The 16,461-nt window shown below is 43.1% G+C and carries 11 protein-coding genes and 2 pseudogenes; 4 read left to right on the forward strand and 9 right to left on the reverse strand.

Annotation, left to right across the window (positions count from 1 at the left end):
- Nucleotides 1-95: 95 nt before the first annotated feature.
- Both AC19MV_RS01120 and rmuC read right to left on the reverse strand, forming a co-directional pair.
- Nucleotides 96-2,024 carry a transglycosylase SLT domain-containing protein gene (locus AC19MV_RS01120; RefSeq protein ID WP_498305342.1) on the reverse strand — a complete coding sequence of 643 codons (1,929 nt, stop codon included), beginning with the start codon at nt 2,022-2,024 and terminating at the stop codon, nt 96-98.
- Between the two features lie 181 nt (nt 2,025-2,205).
- Nucleotides 2,206-3,705, reverse strand: a complete 1,500-nt coding sequence (gene rmuC / locus AC19MV_RS01125; RefSeq protein ID WP_432399804.1) for a DNA recombination protein RmuC — start codon at nt 3,703-3,705, stop codon at nt 2,206-2,208.
- Between the two features lie 278 nt (nt 3,706-3,983).
- Here rmuC and msrP point away from each other — a divergent pair, with 278 nt between their 5' ends.
- Nucleotides 3,984-5,021, forward strand: coding sequence for a protein-methionine-sulfoxide reductase catalytic subunit MsrP (msrP, locus tag AC19MV_RS01130; RefSeq protein ID WP_432399803.1), 1,038 nt, complete (start codon nt 3,984-3,986; stop codon nt 5,019-5,021).
- Nucleotides 5,021-5,626: a protein-methionine-sulfoxide reductase heme-binding subunit MsrQ gene (gene msrQ, locus AC19MV_RS01135; protein WP_498305343.1), complete on the forward strand. Its 606-nt coding sequence runs from the start codon at nt 5,021-5,023 to the stop codon at nt 5,624-5,626. Before msrP ends, msrQ begins: the two co-directional genes overlap by 1 nt.
- A 58-nt stretch (nt 5,627-5,684) precedes the next feature.
- On the opposite strand, the gene AC19MV_RS01140 is transcribed toward msrQ, so the two are convergent.
- Both AC19MV_RS01140 and AC19MV_RS01145 read right to left on the reverse strand, forming a co-directional pair.
- Nucleotides 5,685-6,014, reverse strand: a complete 330-nt coding sequence (locus AC19MV_RS01140) for a hypothetical protein (protein ID WP_432399800.1) — start codon at nt 6,012-6,014, stop codon at nt 5,685-5,687.
- A gap of 136 nt (nt 6,015-6,150) precedes the next feature.
- Entirely contained in the window at nt 6,151-7,446 is a 1,296-nt protein-coding gene (locus AC19MV_RS01145) for a benzoate/H(+) symporter BenE family transporter (RefSeq protein ID WP_498305345.1), read from the reverse strand.
- An 84-nt stretch (nt 7,447-7,530) separates the two neighbouring features.
- On the opposite strand from AC19MV_RS01145, the gene AC19MV_RS01150 reads away from it, so the two are divergent.
- On the forward strand, nt 7,531-8,070 hold the full coding sequence (locus AC19MV_RS01150; RefSeq protein WP_498305800.1) for a helix-turn-helix domain-containing protein: 540 nt from the start codon (nt 7,531-7,533) through the stop codon (nt 8,068-8,070).
- 1 nt (nt 8,071) lies between these two features.
- On the opposite strand, the gene AC19MV_RS01155 is transcribed toward AC19MV_RS01150, so the two are convergent.
- The 5 genes and pseudogenes from AC19MV_RS01155 to AC19MV_RS01175 all read right to left on the reverse strand — a co-directional run bounded on the left by AC19MV_RS01155 (nt 8,072) and on the right by AC19MV_RS01175 (nt 14,404).
- Nucleotides 8,072-8,248, reverse strand: coding sequence for a DUF6435 family protein (locus AC19MV_RS01155; RefSeq protein WP_160053294.1), 177 nt, complete (start codon nt 8,246-8,248; stop codon nt 8,072-8,074).
- A gap of 216 nt (nt 8,249-8,464) precedes the next feature.
- A pseudogene (locus tag AC19MV_RS01160) lies at nt 8,465-9,248 on the reverse strand (MFS transporter); the annotation flags it as partial.
- Between the two features lie 263 nt (nt 9,249-9,511).
- Nucleotides 9,512-9,933: pseudogene (locus AC19MV_RS01165) on the reverse strand (MFS transporter); the annotation flags it as partial.
- Nucleotides 9,934-10,049: 116 nt separating this feature from the next.
- Nucleotides 10,050-11,045, reverse strand: a complete 996-nt coding sequence (locus tag AC19MV_RS01170) for a response regulator (RefSeq protein ID WP_498305346.1) — start codon at nt 11,043-11,045, stop codon at nt 10,050-10,052.
- Between the two features lie 17 nt (nt 11,046-11,062).
- Complete coding sequence (locus AC19MV_RS01175) at nt 11,063-14,404, reverse strand: MHYT domain-containing protein (RefSeq protein ID WP_498305348.1); 3,342 nt, start codon at nt 14,402-14,404, stop codon at nt 11,063-11,065.
- 323 nt (nt 14,405-14,727) lie between these two features.
- Here AC19MV_RS01175 and AC19MV_RS01180 point away from each other — a divergent pair, with 323 nt between their 5' ends.
- Entirely contained in the window at nt 14,728-16,437 is a 1,710-nt protein-coding gene (locus tag AC19MV_RS01180) for an AMP-binding protein (protein WP_498305350.1), read from the forward strand.
- Nucleotides 16,438-16,461: the final 24 nt, after the last annotated feature.

Consider the following 16,461-nt stretch of genomic DNA (forward strand, 5'->3'; position numbering starts at 1 on the left):
CTCAATGGATTGAGGTTGTAGCTAAATGGTGGGTTACAGATTGATGGTGAAAAAGCACATCAATCTGTAACGTTACCCTGAGAGCGGGTGTAAATCTAGTATTTGTCGCTTAGCTCTTTACTGCTAAACATGCTGTCGTTTGATTGACCATTTTGTTGGAAAATCATGCGATAGCTCAATACTGCTTGTACATACTCTCGGGTTTCGGTGTATGGAATCGTTTCAATAAATGTCATGGCATCTAACGTACCGTTTGATGCTCGTAACCAACGGCGAACACTACCAGGACCTGCATTATACGCAGCGGTGGCCAGTACTCGGTTGTTGTTAAATTGCTTTAGCAGTTCACTGTAATAGGCACTGCCGAGCATAATGTTAACGTTAGGGTCGTATAAGTCTTTTACGTCGTTATAAGCAATTTTGTTCTTTCGCGCAGTTTCTTTTGCTGTTGCAGGCATTAATTGCATTAAACCCCGTGCACCTACGCCCGATGTCGCATAAGGGTAAAACGCACTTTCGCGGCGCGATATCGCTCTGATCTCATCGATATTGAGGTTATATTTTTTACTGGCTTTGATAAATTCATCATTGGCTGCCAGCGGAAAACGCAGGGCTAAAGAGTCCCACAGCTTACCTTGAATACTCGACTCTACACTAAAGCCATGCCAGCCTTGTTGCAGTGCAAATAATCCATATTGTGCCGTGAGCTCGCTATTGTGACGGCGCATTAAATAAACCCACTCATTACGAGCATCAATGCGTTTGTCTAGCGCCATTAACTCAATAACACGAGCTAAGCCTTTATCTTGATCGAGCTGTTTTTGCAGCTCTGAATTTGGGGCTAAGTTATCGTTGTTCATCGACAGCGGATTACCTAACGCTTCAGCGGCACTAAAACCATAAAAGTTACGCTGGCTGCTGAGCACCGACTGTAATTCTGTGGCTTTGGTTTTATCTTTGCGTGCGGTCATTTTGGCTTGCCAGTACATCCAACGCGGATTGGCTTTGCCCTGGTCGCTTAACAAGGCTAAATATTTATTGAGTGTGGTGTAATCAAGTTCACGCAGGGCCCAGCGCATACGCATTTCATATAAGTCGTCTGAATCTAACAGCGGCAGCATATTGTCGATATGATTAACCAATTTCTCGTCTTGTTTGATTAAGGCTCTGCGCACTAAATAACGGTTTAATTCGCTACTTTCAGTATCGCTAAAACGATTGGCTTTTTGGTATTTAACATAGAGTTTAATGGCTTGATGTAAATCTCGCTGAGCAAGCTTGCGTAAACCCGCATCTACAATATCGCCGACAATCGGTTTTGAACTGGTAAACTTATTCATATGACGCAAAGTATTAGGGTCACGATACACCGACATAAGCAATTTAGCTTCGCGACTGTGGGTGGTTACTTTTTGTGATAAATAACTTAATAAACTGCTTTGCCCTGAATGAAAACTCAGTAGCAAGCGTTGCCAAATAACTTCTTGAGTGCGATAACCCGCTTTGGTCCACTTATCAAATACTGGGTCACATTCATTTGGGCGTGAATAACCATAAACCCATAAGCGTTCAATGCCTTGGTATGCCATGTCTTTATTACCCGCATCAAGCTGTGCCTGGTAGTAATAACATTGCAGACGGATATCGTTTGGAGTGTTTGGTGAAATTACTAAAAAATCTTGCCAGCGCTGCTTTTTACCGGCATTGAGCAAGTAACGATAACGGGCATTGTTATACAACGGCGTGGTATCAAATTGATTAATCGCATTAAGCGCAGTATTGCCTGGCGATTGAACAATTTGGTCAATAGTGGCGTGGTAATCAAGGTAAACGGTTAGCGGATAATCGGCTAATTGCTTGCGTAAGGTTTCATATTGCCCTAGCTGTTTTTTATCCAGCGCTTTACGCGCATCAAGATAGGTTTGTTGCTGCTGCGTAAGCGCGCTGGCCTGGCTGATAAAAGCCAAAGGCGAGGCCAGGATCAACAAGCCGGTGAATAAAGTGTTAGCCAAAGTGTTACGCATTTAAATGAGAATCTCCGCCTCAATACATCGTTTGCGATAATAATATATATGGTTTACTTACGTGAGAGCTTAACTATTGCGTGCATTGATTAAATAAAGATTAATCTACTCGTTAATCGCAATATTTATGCTACCGATTGTGTTTATTATCTTGGTTTTTTTATTGCACTGGTCTTGTTTATTACATTGATTGCTCAGCCGCGGTTTCTACCGACTCGTCCAATGCTTTATTAAGCAGTTGTCGGTCAATTTGCTTGCTGGTATCAACGCCAAGTTGCTGCATAAAATGCGCTTGTCGGATTAAGTTACCTTTGCCGGATGACAATTTCGCCATCGCACTTTGGTAGCTTTTGTCGGCGCCTTCTAATGCGCGGCCGAGTTTTTCCATGTCTTCTAAATAGCCACAGAGCTTGTCGTAAATTCGACTGGCTTGCTTGGCAATATTTTGGGCATTTTGGTTTTGATATTCGTAGCGCCAAATATTGTTAATGGTGCGTAGTGCTACCAATAAGTTAGTCGGGCTAACCAGCATAATATTATGCTCGAGAGCAAAGTTAACCAGGCTAGGGTCGTATTCAATGGCTAACAAGAAGGCGGGCTCAATAGGAATAAACATCAACACATAATCAAGGCTCTTAAGCCCATGCAGTTTGTGATAATCCTTTTGGCTCAGCCCTTTAATGTGCTGCCTAATCGACAGAGCATGTTCTTTGATGGCCTGTTCACGAATATCTTTGTCTTCACTATTAAAGTAGCGCTCGTAACTCACGAGTGACATTTTTGCATCAATCACCACATCTTTTTGTTCTGGCAGGTGGACGATAACATCGGGTTTAAATCGTTTGCCGTTATCGTCTTTTAAATCTTGTTGAATATGGTATTCGTGACTTTCACGCAGGCCGCTTTCTTGTAGTACACGCTCTAAAATGACTTCGCCCCAATTGCCTTGCTGCTTATTATCACCCTTTAAAGCTTTTGTGAGATTAATGGCATCCTGGCTCATTTTCATATTGAGCTCGCGCAGGTGGTCTAACTGGTGTTTTAACGCACTGCGTTCAGATTGCTCATGAGTGTAAGACTCTTGGATTTGTTGCCTAAAGCCTTCAAGCTGTTGCTTTAACGGCCCAAGCACGCCGTCCATTTGCGAGACATTTTGTTGTTTAAAGTTTTCGCTTCGCTCATCAAAAATGCGGTTAGCCAAGTTTTCAAATTGCAGTTTAAGGCGCTCTTCGGCTGACTCAAGTAAGGCGATTTTGTCTTCTAATGATTTTTGCTCGGCTTCAGCTTTAACCAATATGGTTTGCTGGACAGCATTTGACTTAGCAAGGTTAAGTTGAGATTCCATCAGGCGATGCTGAGTGTCTGTTAATTGCTGTTCTACGGTGTAGACGCGATCCGCTTTGGCTTCGGCGGTTGATAGTTGCGAAATCAAACTCTCAATTTTAGTTTGCAGGTGATTACTGTGATCGATTTTGTCATCGAGCGTATCTTGTAATCTGGCCAATTCAGCGTGGGCTTCGTTCACTGCCGTGAGATTTTCTTGTTCGTGTTGAAGCTTTAATTGCTCCCAACGCTGACGAGTTAACCGTTGGTTGATGAGTGCACCAATTAAAAAGGCAAGAAACGCGACCGCAATCAGCGCTGCAATTTGAGGAGGAGTTAACGACACAGCAAAAGGCATAACAAAAACCGATAGAAAATAATGGCTAAGGGTCGCACGGCTAATAACTGCCTGCAAGAGGCAAAATCAGGATTTGATGATTTTTTATTGTTAATGATTAAATTTAAATCTAATCCAACGCTCAAGCCGTATAGTCGTTGATACCAAGTTGTTTATAAATACGAATTAAGGTTATTTTGAGTTAAATTGAAATAAATACTTAAGCTTACCTGTCTAATAGTGACATAAGGCAAAAATTTATAATATTAATCCAATGACGGCATTTTAAGAGGTGATCCATGGCGCGTAAAAACCGATTTACTCCAGGCATATTACAACGAGCTCCATGGCATGTCGCAGACAATCAAGTGACGCCAGAGTCGGTGTTTAATGACCGCCGCAATATTATAAAAGCATTAGGTTTAGGGGCATTAGGCGCCAGTTTACCTGGGCAGGTGCAAGCGGGCATATTTGATTTGTTTGGCGAGCAAAAAGCGAAGAACCCTTTTACCACTCAAAGCTTAAATTATTCAACGCCGCGTCAATTTGTTCTGCCAGATGTGAAAACGCCAGAAGATAAAGTTACTCGTCATAATAATTTTTATGAATTTGGTACCGGTAAGTCTGACCCATATGATAATGCACAAGGTTTTAACGTCGACCCATGGACATTGGTGATTGATGGTCTTGTCGATAAGCCGATTACGTTAGATTTACAAGCGTTAACCAAGCGTTTCGCCCTTGAAGAGCGAACTTACCGTTTACGTTGTGTTGAAGCCTGGTCGATGGTGGTTCCGTGGGTTGGATTTTCACTGGCAACACTATTGAAAGAAGCAGGGGTTAAATCCAATGCTACTCATGTGGCGTTTGAAACCTTATTTGATCCAGAGCAAATGCCAGGGCAAAAAAGTCGTCTAATGGGCGGCGGTATTCATTACCCTTATGTTGAGGGCTTAACCATTGCTGAGGCTATGAACGAACTGCCGTTTTTAGCGGTTGGCCTTTACGGTAAAACCTTACCGCCACAAAATGGCGCACCCATTCGCTTAGTCGTGCCGTGGAAATATGGTTTTAAGAGCATTAAATCAGTTGTGCGTATTCGAGTCATGGATAAGCAACCGCCCACCAGTTGGAATCAACTGGCGTCAAACGAATATGGCTTTTATGCCAACGTAAACCCTGAAGTGGATCATCCGCGCTGGTCGCAAGCAAGTGAGCGAAGCATTGGTGAGGGCGGACTCTTTTCCGCTAAACGCATTCCTACACAAATGTTCAATGGCTATGGTGATTTTGTTGCCGACTTATATAAAAACATGGATTTAAGGAAGTTTTACTAATGCGTTTAAGCCCCCGTGGTGTGTTTTGGCTTAAGGTGATGTTGCACATCGTATTTTTATTGCCTGCATTGTATCTTGTAGCGTTAGTGCTAACAGATAATGCCGGTGGTGATCCGGTGCAATATATTATCCATTACACCGGCATGGGGGCGATAAATAGCTTACTCGCAACGCTATTGATTTCACCTATTGCCAAACGGTTTAAAATGGCTGCATTAATGCAAACTCGCCGTTTAGTCGGCTTGTATGTATTTGCTTATGCACTGTTGCATATTAGTGCTTTTGTCAGTTTAGACTTACTGTTTGCTTGGGGATTATTATTTGAGGAAGTGATTAAACGGCCGTACATTTTAGTGGGCGCTGCGGCGTTGATTATTGTGACTTTATTGACGTTAACATCACCACTTAAAATCAAACGCAAAATGGGCAAGCAATGGCAGTCATTACACAATTGGATTTATGTGGTTGCGCTGTTGGCGCCGATCCATTTTTACTGGTCGGTAAAGTCGGAGATTATTGAGCCGAGTATTTATATTGCAGTATTCGCCGCGTTATTGTTTTACCGCAGAGCCAGTATTAAAAAATGGCTTATGCCAAAGCGTTAATGAACTTGTTTTTAATGCTTTGGATTAGTGAGTGTCTCGGACTAGTTAACTTATTGGATTAGTGACGTAATCTATGGTTTAGGCCGTTAGTGCAAAAAGCGGCAAATAAGGTAAATAACATCACGCCAGCCATGATTATTGCCAGTCTGAGCCAGGGTTCTGACAAGGTAATGCGCATATCAATAAAGTTAAATGTGGTCACAGCCCAAACAAAAATCACGCTCAGCACTAAGGCGAACTTAAGTAGTTGGCTAATGACATTGTGGCGAATAAACATTAACAACGGCATGATAGCAGCGATGATAGCCCATTCGGTTTGGCTAAAACGTAGAAAGTGTGCGCCTAACAATAGAAAAGCTAACGTAATGATGATTACTCTCCACCACATAATGTTGCCTCCAATGATACGTCAAATTCACAATAAATTTGAGTCACTAGCTTAGGCGGTATTGCAAATACATTCCTGATGTTTGCTCACATATTAGTCATGTTTAATTGCTGCTAAGGCACGTTATCTCTGCTTTTCACTTTTGTCTTTGGCTGACGACAAGGTGAGCTAATCCCAGTAATAAACCCCAAACCGCCGCTCCAATGCCTAAAAAAGTGATCCCTGACAAGGTGCAAACAAAGGTTAATAATGCCGATTCTCGGTATTTAACCGCATCAAAAGCACTATGCAGGCACATCAATAAGGTTCCCATTAGCGCTAGCCCTGCAAGCATATCGCCAATGTTTGTCGGTAGTGCCATAAATAATGCCACAACCGCGCTGGCCCACAATCCCGCAATAATATAAAAGCTACCGGCCCATAATGTGGCTCGATATCGCTGCTGGGGATCGTCATCAACACTGCTGTCCATACAAATGGCTGCCGATATTGCCGCCAAATTTATACTAAACACACCAAACGGTGCCAATAACATAGTTGATAATCCGCTGCCAATCAGTAACGGTGAGCCATGAGGGTGATTGTATTTCTCAGTATCATCTTGATTTAAATAACCATAGCTTTTTAGCATGGCGAGTCCCGGTAAGTTTTGCGACAACATGGTAATAATGTATAGCGGAATACTGATGTTGAGGATTGGCAATAGGGTGAATTCGGGTGTTATCCATATGGGAGATGCGATGGATAAGTTGAATTGCTGGCGTATGGCGCTGTTAAATACATCCGCCTGAATAGCATACCCTATAGCAACGATTAATAAGATGGCCATGGCGTATCGGGGCAACCATTGTTTGGCCAGCATAAAGCTGATGAACAACAAGCAAAACAACATGGGCTCATCGGATAATGGTATAAAGGCTTTAACACAAAAGGGCAGTACAATTGCCGCTAACATGGCAGCAGCCAGTGCAGGTGGAATAGAAGATAACAAACGCGTTAACGGTTTAATGAACCCGCTTAAGGTGATTAACCCCGCTGAAATAATATACGCTCCAATAACCTGGTTTAAACTGAACTCACCGACTACGCCAATTAACATTGCTGCTCCGGGCGTCGACCATGCAGTCAGGATTGGTGTTTTGTAATACCAGGAAAAACCAATGGATGTGACTCCCATAGCTAATCCCAACGCCAATAAACTGCTACTGACTTGTGCAGCATTAGCGCCAGCCTGTGTCGCCGCTTGAATAACAATCATGACTGAGCTGGTATAACCGACCAGTACCGCCGTAAATCCAGCTGAGATATGGCTTGTTGCAATGCCTTGTTTACTCATAATAAAGTCCATTTTGTTGCATTGCACGAGTCTAAAAGAAGGATGTCTGTCTTTTTGTGCGTTAAAGCGCACGTTAATGAAGATGGAATATAACATCGGATGCTATAACGCACAAGATGTTAGGGTAGGCATCAAAATGACGTATAATTATCGTTAATCTGATTCAAATAGCGTTAGCACATTATGAATATAAAAACCCACATGGCAGAACATTTAAAAGCATTGCGTAAAGCGAGGGCGTTAAGTTTAGATGCAACTGCAAAATTAACGGGTGTATCGAAGGCAATGTTAGGCCAAATTGAGCGTCAAGAATCGAGCCCAACCATTGCAACATTATGGAAAATAGCTAGCGGCTTAAATACGTCTTTTTCTGCCTTTATGACATCTCCGCATGGTGAGATAACCAAAGAGCAAACCTTCCCAGAAGATCCTAACATGCTCATTAAAAGCGTATTTACGTTTAATCCTGATACGCATTTTGAGATGTTTGAAATCACCCTAAACGGATATCACCAGCAAATGTCAGCACCCCACAGTGTCGGGGTGATTGAGCATGTGATTGTGCTAACAGGGGAGCTATCTCTATTGAGTGGTGGCGAGTGGCAAACCTTGACTGTTGGCCAAAGTAGCCGTTTTTTTGCAGACCAGCCTCACGGATATCATGCCTTGAGTGAGACCGTGGTATTTCAAAATATTGTCAGTTATCCACTCAATCGTTAAGTTATTTTTTCGATTTTTCTAATGCTTCAATCTCTTGCCAAATACTTTCCGACTCAGCGGTTAATAACGAGTAAGTTTTAATGTCGCCTTTACGCTGTGCTTGCATGGCTTGCTCGAGTTTTTGGTCGTAGGTTTTACGCAGTTTTTTAGTTGGATCTGATTTTAAAAATGAAAACATCGTCTGGCTCAATCTAGTTATGTGGCTGATAACGTTCAATACGAGTCAAGCTAGGATTTGGTCTAGTGTGGATGAATAATATCTCCACATTTGACGTAACCGATTAAACCTAATGGTGAAAACCCAGAGTATATGCCGATAACCCAATGAGTGGTGTTTTGTTGGCAGTATAGCCAATCACACCATCAATAAGATGGCATGATTGGTCGTTAATGTTTAGGCATTGCAGGGCTCGAGCGGAGTCTGTTTGTTGTTCATTTGCAGATAACTAACCACCCACATCATAAATCCACCCATAAACAGTGCCGCAGCGACATAGCCCGTTTCGTTTGGCATTGCGCCATTGGCAATGGCGATGCCCCCAAGCCAAGGGCCGATAGCATTGGCGGTATTGAATGCGCATTGCACTAACGCACCAATCATAGCGTGGCCATTAGGTGACACATCCATTAATAAACTTTGAATGAGCGTGGCTAACCCTACACTACAACCGATAAAGAATATCACCACATACAATAGGTTAATATTGTAGCTGGCATTCACATAAGCAAAGGCAAATACGATGCTGCATATTAACGCGAGTCCGGTGGTTTTTAATGTCGAACGATCAGCCGCTTTACCCAGCACATAATTGCCTAAAGTACAGCCAATACCAAACATCACCATGGCGATTGAAATGGTGTAAGCAGGGGTTTTAGTGACCACTAAAATAGTGTCTGCAATATACGTGTATAAACAAAATACTCCGCCAAAGCCAATGATCACGATACCGAGAATTGACCACACTAACTTATTTTTTAATACGCTAAATTCATTGAGTAAGTTTGAGGGTTGGTTATTAGCAATGTTAGGCACCACAACATACACACAAATAAAAGCAACCAATGCCAGTGCAGAAGCACCCGCAAGACAATAGCGCCAGCTGAGGTTTTGGCCCACTAATGTCACAATCGGCACACCAACAATAGTGGCAATCGTTAAGCCCATAAACACTTTGACAAATATACCCAATCAACCTGAAGATGCTCGATTTCAGCAAGAGTTTACACGCTTTTAGGCAAGGCATTGATTGCGGGTAATGGTTATTCCCTTTCCAAAATCAATAACGCAGCATAGACGCGTGTAAAACTTGCCCTTTGGGAGTTTCACCGTGTTCCCACTACGTTGTTGCGCTAATTTATAAGGTACTGACATTACCGCATTAACGCGCCTAGTATTGAAAACACGGTGAAGCTCTGAAACACGTATCTTCAGGTCGATTGGGTATAGCTGGCACGTTTATTTTGGGGCGCGATATCTGCGGCCAATAAAATAGCAGCACCAAAATAAGCGCCGTGGGGCAGGCCGCTTAAAAATCGAAATGTGATGAGTTGTTCAAGTGACGTTGCCATAGCACTTAAGCCATTGGCAACAAACATTAAGCTTAAAAAAATCATTAATGCGTGGCGTTTTTTCATATTGGCGGTGGTCAGCATTAAAATGGGCGCACCAACCACCACACCGATGGCATAAGCACTAATCGCATAGCCACTTTGTGATGGCGAAGAGGCAAAGGTTTCGCTAATGAGCGGCAGCATGGGCATCATTGAGAACTCAGATAACCCTAAAATAAAGGTTCCCAGAGCTAGTACGATTAATATTCCGCTACGATTGAGTTCCAATGCGGTGTTGTTTGCCGATGTCATAAAAATCCTATAAATGAAAAACAAAAAGGCCAGCAGAGCTGGCTCAGTTATCGATTTAGCGATGATATTAAAAGAGTATAATTACAGGTGATGTAAACCCACTTACATGCTGAAGATTAATCTTGCCAGCGCTGTTTAATGTACAAAATACTGGGTAAACATTGTTGAAATAACACCACTAAATCTGGGTCGAAATGAAGTCCGCTTTGGCTTTCAATAAAATCCATCGCTTGTTCTACTGTCCAGGCTTCTTTGTAAGGACGCTTGCTGGTAAGTGCATCAAATACGTCTGCAATAGCAACAATGCGTCCTTCAATCGGAATTTCATCGCCTTTTAAGCCATTTGGGTAACCGCTGCCGTCAAACTTTTCGTGATGGGTCAGTGATACCACTTTAGCCAGTGCGATTAAGTCTGAATCGGAATCACCGAGAATTTCAGCACCTATTTCTGGGTGGGTTTTCATGATGGTAAATTCTTCGTCCGTGAGTTTTCCGGGCTTGAGCATAATGCTGTCGGGAATACCGATTTTACCAATGTCATGCATAGGCGCAGCGTGGAGTAAATTGTCTGCAGCAAACTCTGAAAAACCGTAGGCTAAGGCAATGATTTTAGAGAAATGGCTCATGCGCATAATGTGCATGCCGGTTTCATTGTCTTTGTATTCTGATGCGCGGCCTAGACGTTGAATCACTTGTAAACGGGTACGGCGTAAATCATCCGCTTGCACTAATGATAAATGGGTTTTAACGCGAGCTTTAACGACGGCCGTGGAGATAGGCTTAGTAATGTAATCAACCGCACCTACGTCAAATCCTTTGGCTTCATCAACTTCATCGTTCAATGCGGTGACAAATATAACCGGCACGGCTTTGCTCAGTGGGTCAGCTTTAAGCTGCTCACACACTTCAAATCCGGTCATCCCAGGCATCATGACATCGAGCAAAATCAAGTTTGGCAGCTCTCGTTGCACTAATCGCAGGGCTTCTTCACCACTTTTGGCAAAAATCAGCCGATATTGGTCCTCAAGTATTTTTTTCAATACTCTAAGGTTTGCTGGTTCATCATCCACAATCAGGATGGTTTGTTTACTGTCTTGTCGGTTAAATATCATCTGATGGGTTCTGTTACCTATGCATTAATCAGTGACTCAAGGCTGTCGAGTTCTGTTAATGCTTGTTCAAATTCAAAGTCGTCTAATGCATGCTGTATTGAAGTACAATGCGGTCGATACAATTTAGGTGTTGAAGCAATCAATAGGTCAACATCAACATCATTGTACTCGTTTTCTTTAGCTGCAAGGCGAATACGATTAATAAGCTGTTTAAGTTGCGCTGCATCCATTGTTTGAGTCGTTGTCACTGCGGCTTCAGGTTCAGCCCGTTCATTGGCTTGTTGTGCTTCAAGGTATTGTGTTATCTGGGCAAATGCTTGCTCAAGTGATGGCAACAACGCAACTAACTCCGTTGCAGACGATATGAGTGCCAGTCGCTCAGCATCGATGAGTAATCGGGTTAATTGCGTCAATGACAAATTACCCGCTAAGCCTTTTAAACCATGTAATTGAGCATGCACAGCTGGCCAGTCATCTGCGCTAATTAAGTTCTGTAACTGACTAATACAATCTTGTTGTTTAAACATAAAGCCATTGATTTCTTTTATCAGAGTGGCTTTATCACCCCACAATGCAATGCCTTTTTTGTCGTTTACTGCGTGTTTACTATCGATGATAGTGTGTTGCATGTCTGGGGTTTTATGATGACTTTCAAGATTCAAGACTTGGGCAATCTCATGATTTAGCAGTGCAATATCAATGGGTTTATTGGCAAATCCGTCCATGCCTGCCTCAAGTGCTGCAAGCTTATCTTCTGGCAGCACGCTGGCTGTTAACGCAATAATGGGCATATGTGGCAATTGCTGATCACGTTCTTGCTCACGGCGCTGTCGTGATGCGGTTAATCCATCCATGATGGGCATTTGCACGTCCATCAATACGATATCAATATTATCACTTTGCATCCGCAGTAAGGCTTGCTTGCCATCGCGTGCAGTAATCACGGTATGGCCTTGGCGTTTCATGACTATGGTCAATAAATCAATATTTTGCTGAATATCATCAACAACTAATATCGCTAATGGTTTAAGGCTGCGGGTGAATAATGGGGCAGCTTCGCGCAGGCTTTGCTTTGGCGCGGTTAACGGCAGTGAAAAGGTAAAACAGCTGCCTTTGCCATAGGTGCTTTTTGCGGTAATTTTACCGCCCATTAATTCGACCAATTGTTTACTGATGGTCGTGCCTAACCCTGTGCCACCAAAGCGGCGATTCATGCTGGCATCGGCCTGGGCAAATGCATCAAATACCAACGCGAGTTGGGCTTGTGTCATGCCGATGCCGGTGTCTTCAATGGCAAATTCAATACAACCACTGGGCTTAACTCTGACATCGATATTTACGCCACCTTCAGCGGTAAATTTGATTGCATTACCCATTAAGTTGGTGAGTACCTGGCGGATCCTATCTGGCGCCCCATGATAAGACTGTGCAACTTCTGAGGCCACGTTAACATTTAAATGCAACCCTTTAGCATTGGCTTGCAACCATAAAGTAGACACGACTGAATCGACTTCTTCAATAACCGAGAAATCTCGCATTTCTAACTCAAACTTGCCTTTGTCGAGTTTGGCGCTGTCGAGTACATCATTAAGCAGGTGCAGTAATGACTTGGCCGACTGGTTAATGGTTTTTAGGTGTTTATGTTGTTCTGTTGGGAGTTTATCGTCGAGTAAAATGTCACTAAAGCCAATAATGGCGTTCATTGGCGTGCGGATCTCATGGCTCATGTTGGCTAAAAAAGCGGCGCGTGCAGATGCGGCTTGTTCTGCCTTATCTTTGGCAATCATCAACGATTGCTCCATTGCTTTGCGCTCAGTAATATCCATAATAAAACCGTCGAGCCACTTATCATTAATGTCTAAGCCATCAACATGAGTGCCGTAACCTAGCAGCCAGCGGGTATCGCCATCGGCATTGATAATGCGATACTCGAGTGTGAATACCTTGTCTGTAGTCACTTGGCTCGCTATTAAATCAAGATCATCGGGATGCACATGCTCATAAAAATGACGTTTGGGCTGAGCGCCGAGATAGTCGCTTGCGGGGTAGCCGGTAATGCTTTCGACCGCATCACTGATAAACACCATTGGCCAGTCTTGAACATTTAAGCAGCGGTAGGCAATGCCGGGGATATTGGTGATGAGTGAACGAAATTGTGCTTCGCTTTTTATCAAGGCGCGCTGCATTTCAATACGATGACGCAAGTCGCTGATGTACATCACAAACAGACTTTTGCCTTCAATGCAGGCATGGCCAATAGACACTCTAACAGGAATGGTATGCCCGTTAACATGTATGGCTTCAACATCGCGGCCATCACTTATTTGATTATTTAATGTGTCATCGGAATAACTGCGCAGGTAGGTATCAAAGTCATCGATAAAAGTGGCTGGAATAAAGCTGCGGATATTTTGATGACAAACATCTTCTAGTCGCCAGCCGAGTAAGGTTTCAACCGACTTATTGCCGCTTTCAATCATGCCTTTATCGTTAAAGGTAATGATACCGTCAATCGCAGTTGATATGGTGGCGCGATATCGTGCTTCACTGAGTTTAGTTTGGTGTAATGATGCTTGATATTTGATCAGCATGTTGACGGTTAATACAAAAAGAATAATCACTACGGTCATTGTGGCAACCGCAATGCCTAGGTAAAGCGATACCATTTTGGTTTGATCTGAAAACTCAAATCCAGCAGGCCTAACAAAACGTGCCGCTGCCATGCCGGTATAATGCATCGCTGAAATCGCAAAGCCCATCACGACCGCTGCAATCATATTCTTATGTAAGTCAGTGAGTGTGAAGCGGCCTAAGTGATTTAAGCTAAAGCGGATCCACAAAGACAAAATGGCTAATGCCACAGCAACCACAATGGATAAGCCAAAATAAAACATGTCATAACGCAATAGTGGCGCCATTTCCATGGCTGCCATGCCAACATAATGCATGGTGCCAATGCCTGCGCCGACTAATATACCGCCCACCACAAAATGGCTTAATTGGGGTTTTTCAATAGAAATTACATTGAGCGCCACCCACGATGCAGCAATGCTCGGCAAAAATGAGAAAGCGGTTATCCCGACGTTGTAACTCACTGGCGTACACAAGCTAAATGCCAACATACCGATAAAGTGCATCGACCACACTCCGCCTCCTAAGGCGATACTACCGCACGAGATCAGTAAGTGCCGTTTGAATACGTTAAGCGTGACGGTCGCTTGCGATGCTACTTGCATAGCCATGTAAGAGGCAAAAACCGCAATAGCTATTGAGATGAATACAACAAGAGGTTGAAAATTACCAATAATGAGTAGGCTTTCATCAGTAACAGAAAATAATGTCGATAAAGTGTCAGGCATAATGTTGTTGATGAGAGCCGCTATTAAAGTGATTGATAAAGTGTGTATCGGCGCCAAAAGTAAAAACACCAGTCATTTGGTCGATTTTTAATTAAAATATGCGTCAAATCAATGTTTATGTGAATCATAGGTATTATACTTACCGGTTATGCCTTATTTCTCTTTACGTTGTGGCAGCCTTGCTGCGTTTGTATTGACATTGTTAACGTGTCTGTAAAGATTATTCCCCATGCATCTTTAGTCTAATGAAGGGTTATTTTGCTTGTGACTGATGTCGTTCTTTAGGTAGTTTGTCCTAAACAATGGCACGCAAGGAGGCTTAAATGACCATCAAACATCATCAAACACAATTCCCGCTCAATTCAAGTGAATATCATGGTAATCATTTCACGCCGCTTATCTCTAAAACCATTGGGCAGTATTTAACTGATATTGCGAGCGAGTATCCTGAAAATTTAGCGGTAGTAGTGCACCATCAAAACATCCGTTGGACCTATCGCCAATATTGTGAACAAATTGATGCGTTAGCGACCGGATTGATTAAGTTGGGCATTCAACCCGGAGATAGAGTTGGGATATGGTCACCTAATAATATTGAGTGGTGTTTAACGCAGTTTGCCACCGCAAAAATTGGTGCGATTATGGTGTGTATTAACCCTGCTTATCGACCCGAAGAGTTAGCATATGCATTAGGTAATGTAGGTTGTCGTGCGGTGATCTGTGCCGACAAGTTTAAGTCTAGTGATTACCTGCAGATGTTAAATGAACTCCTACCTGAACTCGCCTGTAGCAAGATAGGTGAACTCCACTCTACAGCGTTACCTGAACTCGATTATGTTATTCGAATGGGCAGCGAAACGTCGCCGGGCATGCTTAATTTTAATGATTTATTGCAAAGTGTTAGCGCAGAAGATAAACACACATTGGCATGCATCGCAGAGTCGTTAACACCCTGTGACGCAATTAATATTCAATTTACTTCGGGTACCACGGGCAGCCTTAAAGGTGCGACGCTATCGCATCATAATATCCTAAATAATGCTTATTTAGTGGCTGATGCGATGGGGTTGAGCCAAACAGATAAATTATGCATTCCAGTGCCTTTGTATCATTGCTTTGGCATGGTGCTAGGTAGTTTAGCGAGTGTGATTCATGCCTCTGCTGCGATATATCCCGGTGAATCATTTGACCCAATAACAACGTTGCAAGTGGTTGCCAAAGAGCGCTGCACCGCATTACATGGCGTACCAACCATGTTTATTGCCTTGTTAGAGCATCCGCAATTTAGTTCATTTGATCTCAGTTCATTGCGTACTGGCATTATGGCAGGGGCAACGTGTCCTGAAGAAGTGATGCGCCGTGTACAAGATTTGATGTACATGAAGGAAGTGTTAATTGGTTATGGGCAAACTGAATGCAGCCCACTGAATCACATTACCGAAATTGACTCACCCATAGAAAAACAGGTGCTTACCGTTGGCCGTGCATTGCCGCACACCGAGGTTAAAATTATTAATGAGTTTGGTGAGGTATTGCCGATTGGCCAACCCGGCGAGGTTTGCAGTCGCGGTTACTGTGTTATGCAAGGATATTGGAATGACCCGGTGAAAACTGCGGCCACCATTGACAGTGCCGGTTGGTTACATTCTGGTGATATTGGCCAAATGGATGAGCTGGGTTATGTGCAAATTGTGGGTCGTATTAAAGACATGATCATTCGCGGCGGTGAGAATATTTACCCAAGGGAGATTGAAGAAAAACTTTACACTCACAAAGATGTACAAGATGCCGCAGTATTTGGCGTGCAAAGTGACAAATATGGTGAGGAAGTCTGTGCCTGGATTAAAGTTCGCGCCAATGCTGCGATTACCGAAGACGATATTCGCCACTTTTTAACCGAAAAATTCGCTTATTTTAAAGTGCCGCGCTACATCAAATTCGTCGATCAATACCCAATGACAGTAACGGGGAAAATCCAAAAGTTTAAAATGCGCGAGTTGATGTACCAAGAGTTACACGAAGCAATTAATTGATCATTGAATCATAAATAGCTGATG

Source organism: Shewanella sp. MF05913 (assembly GCF_059758095.1).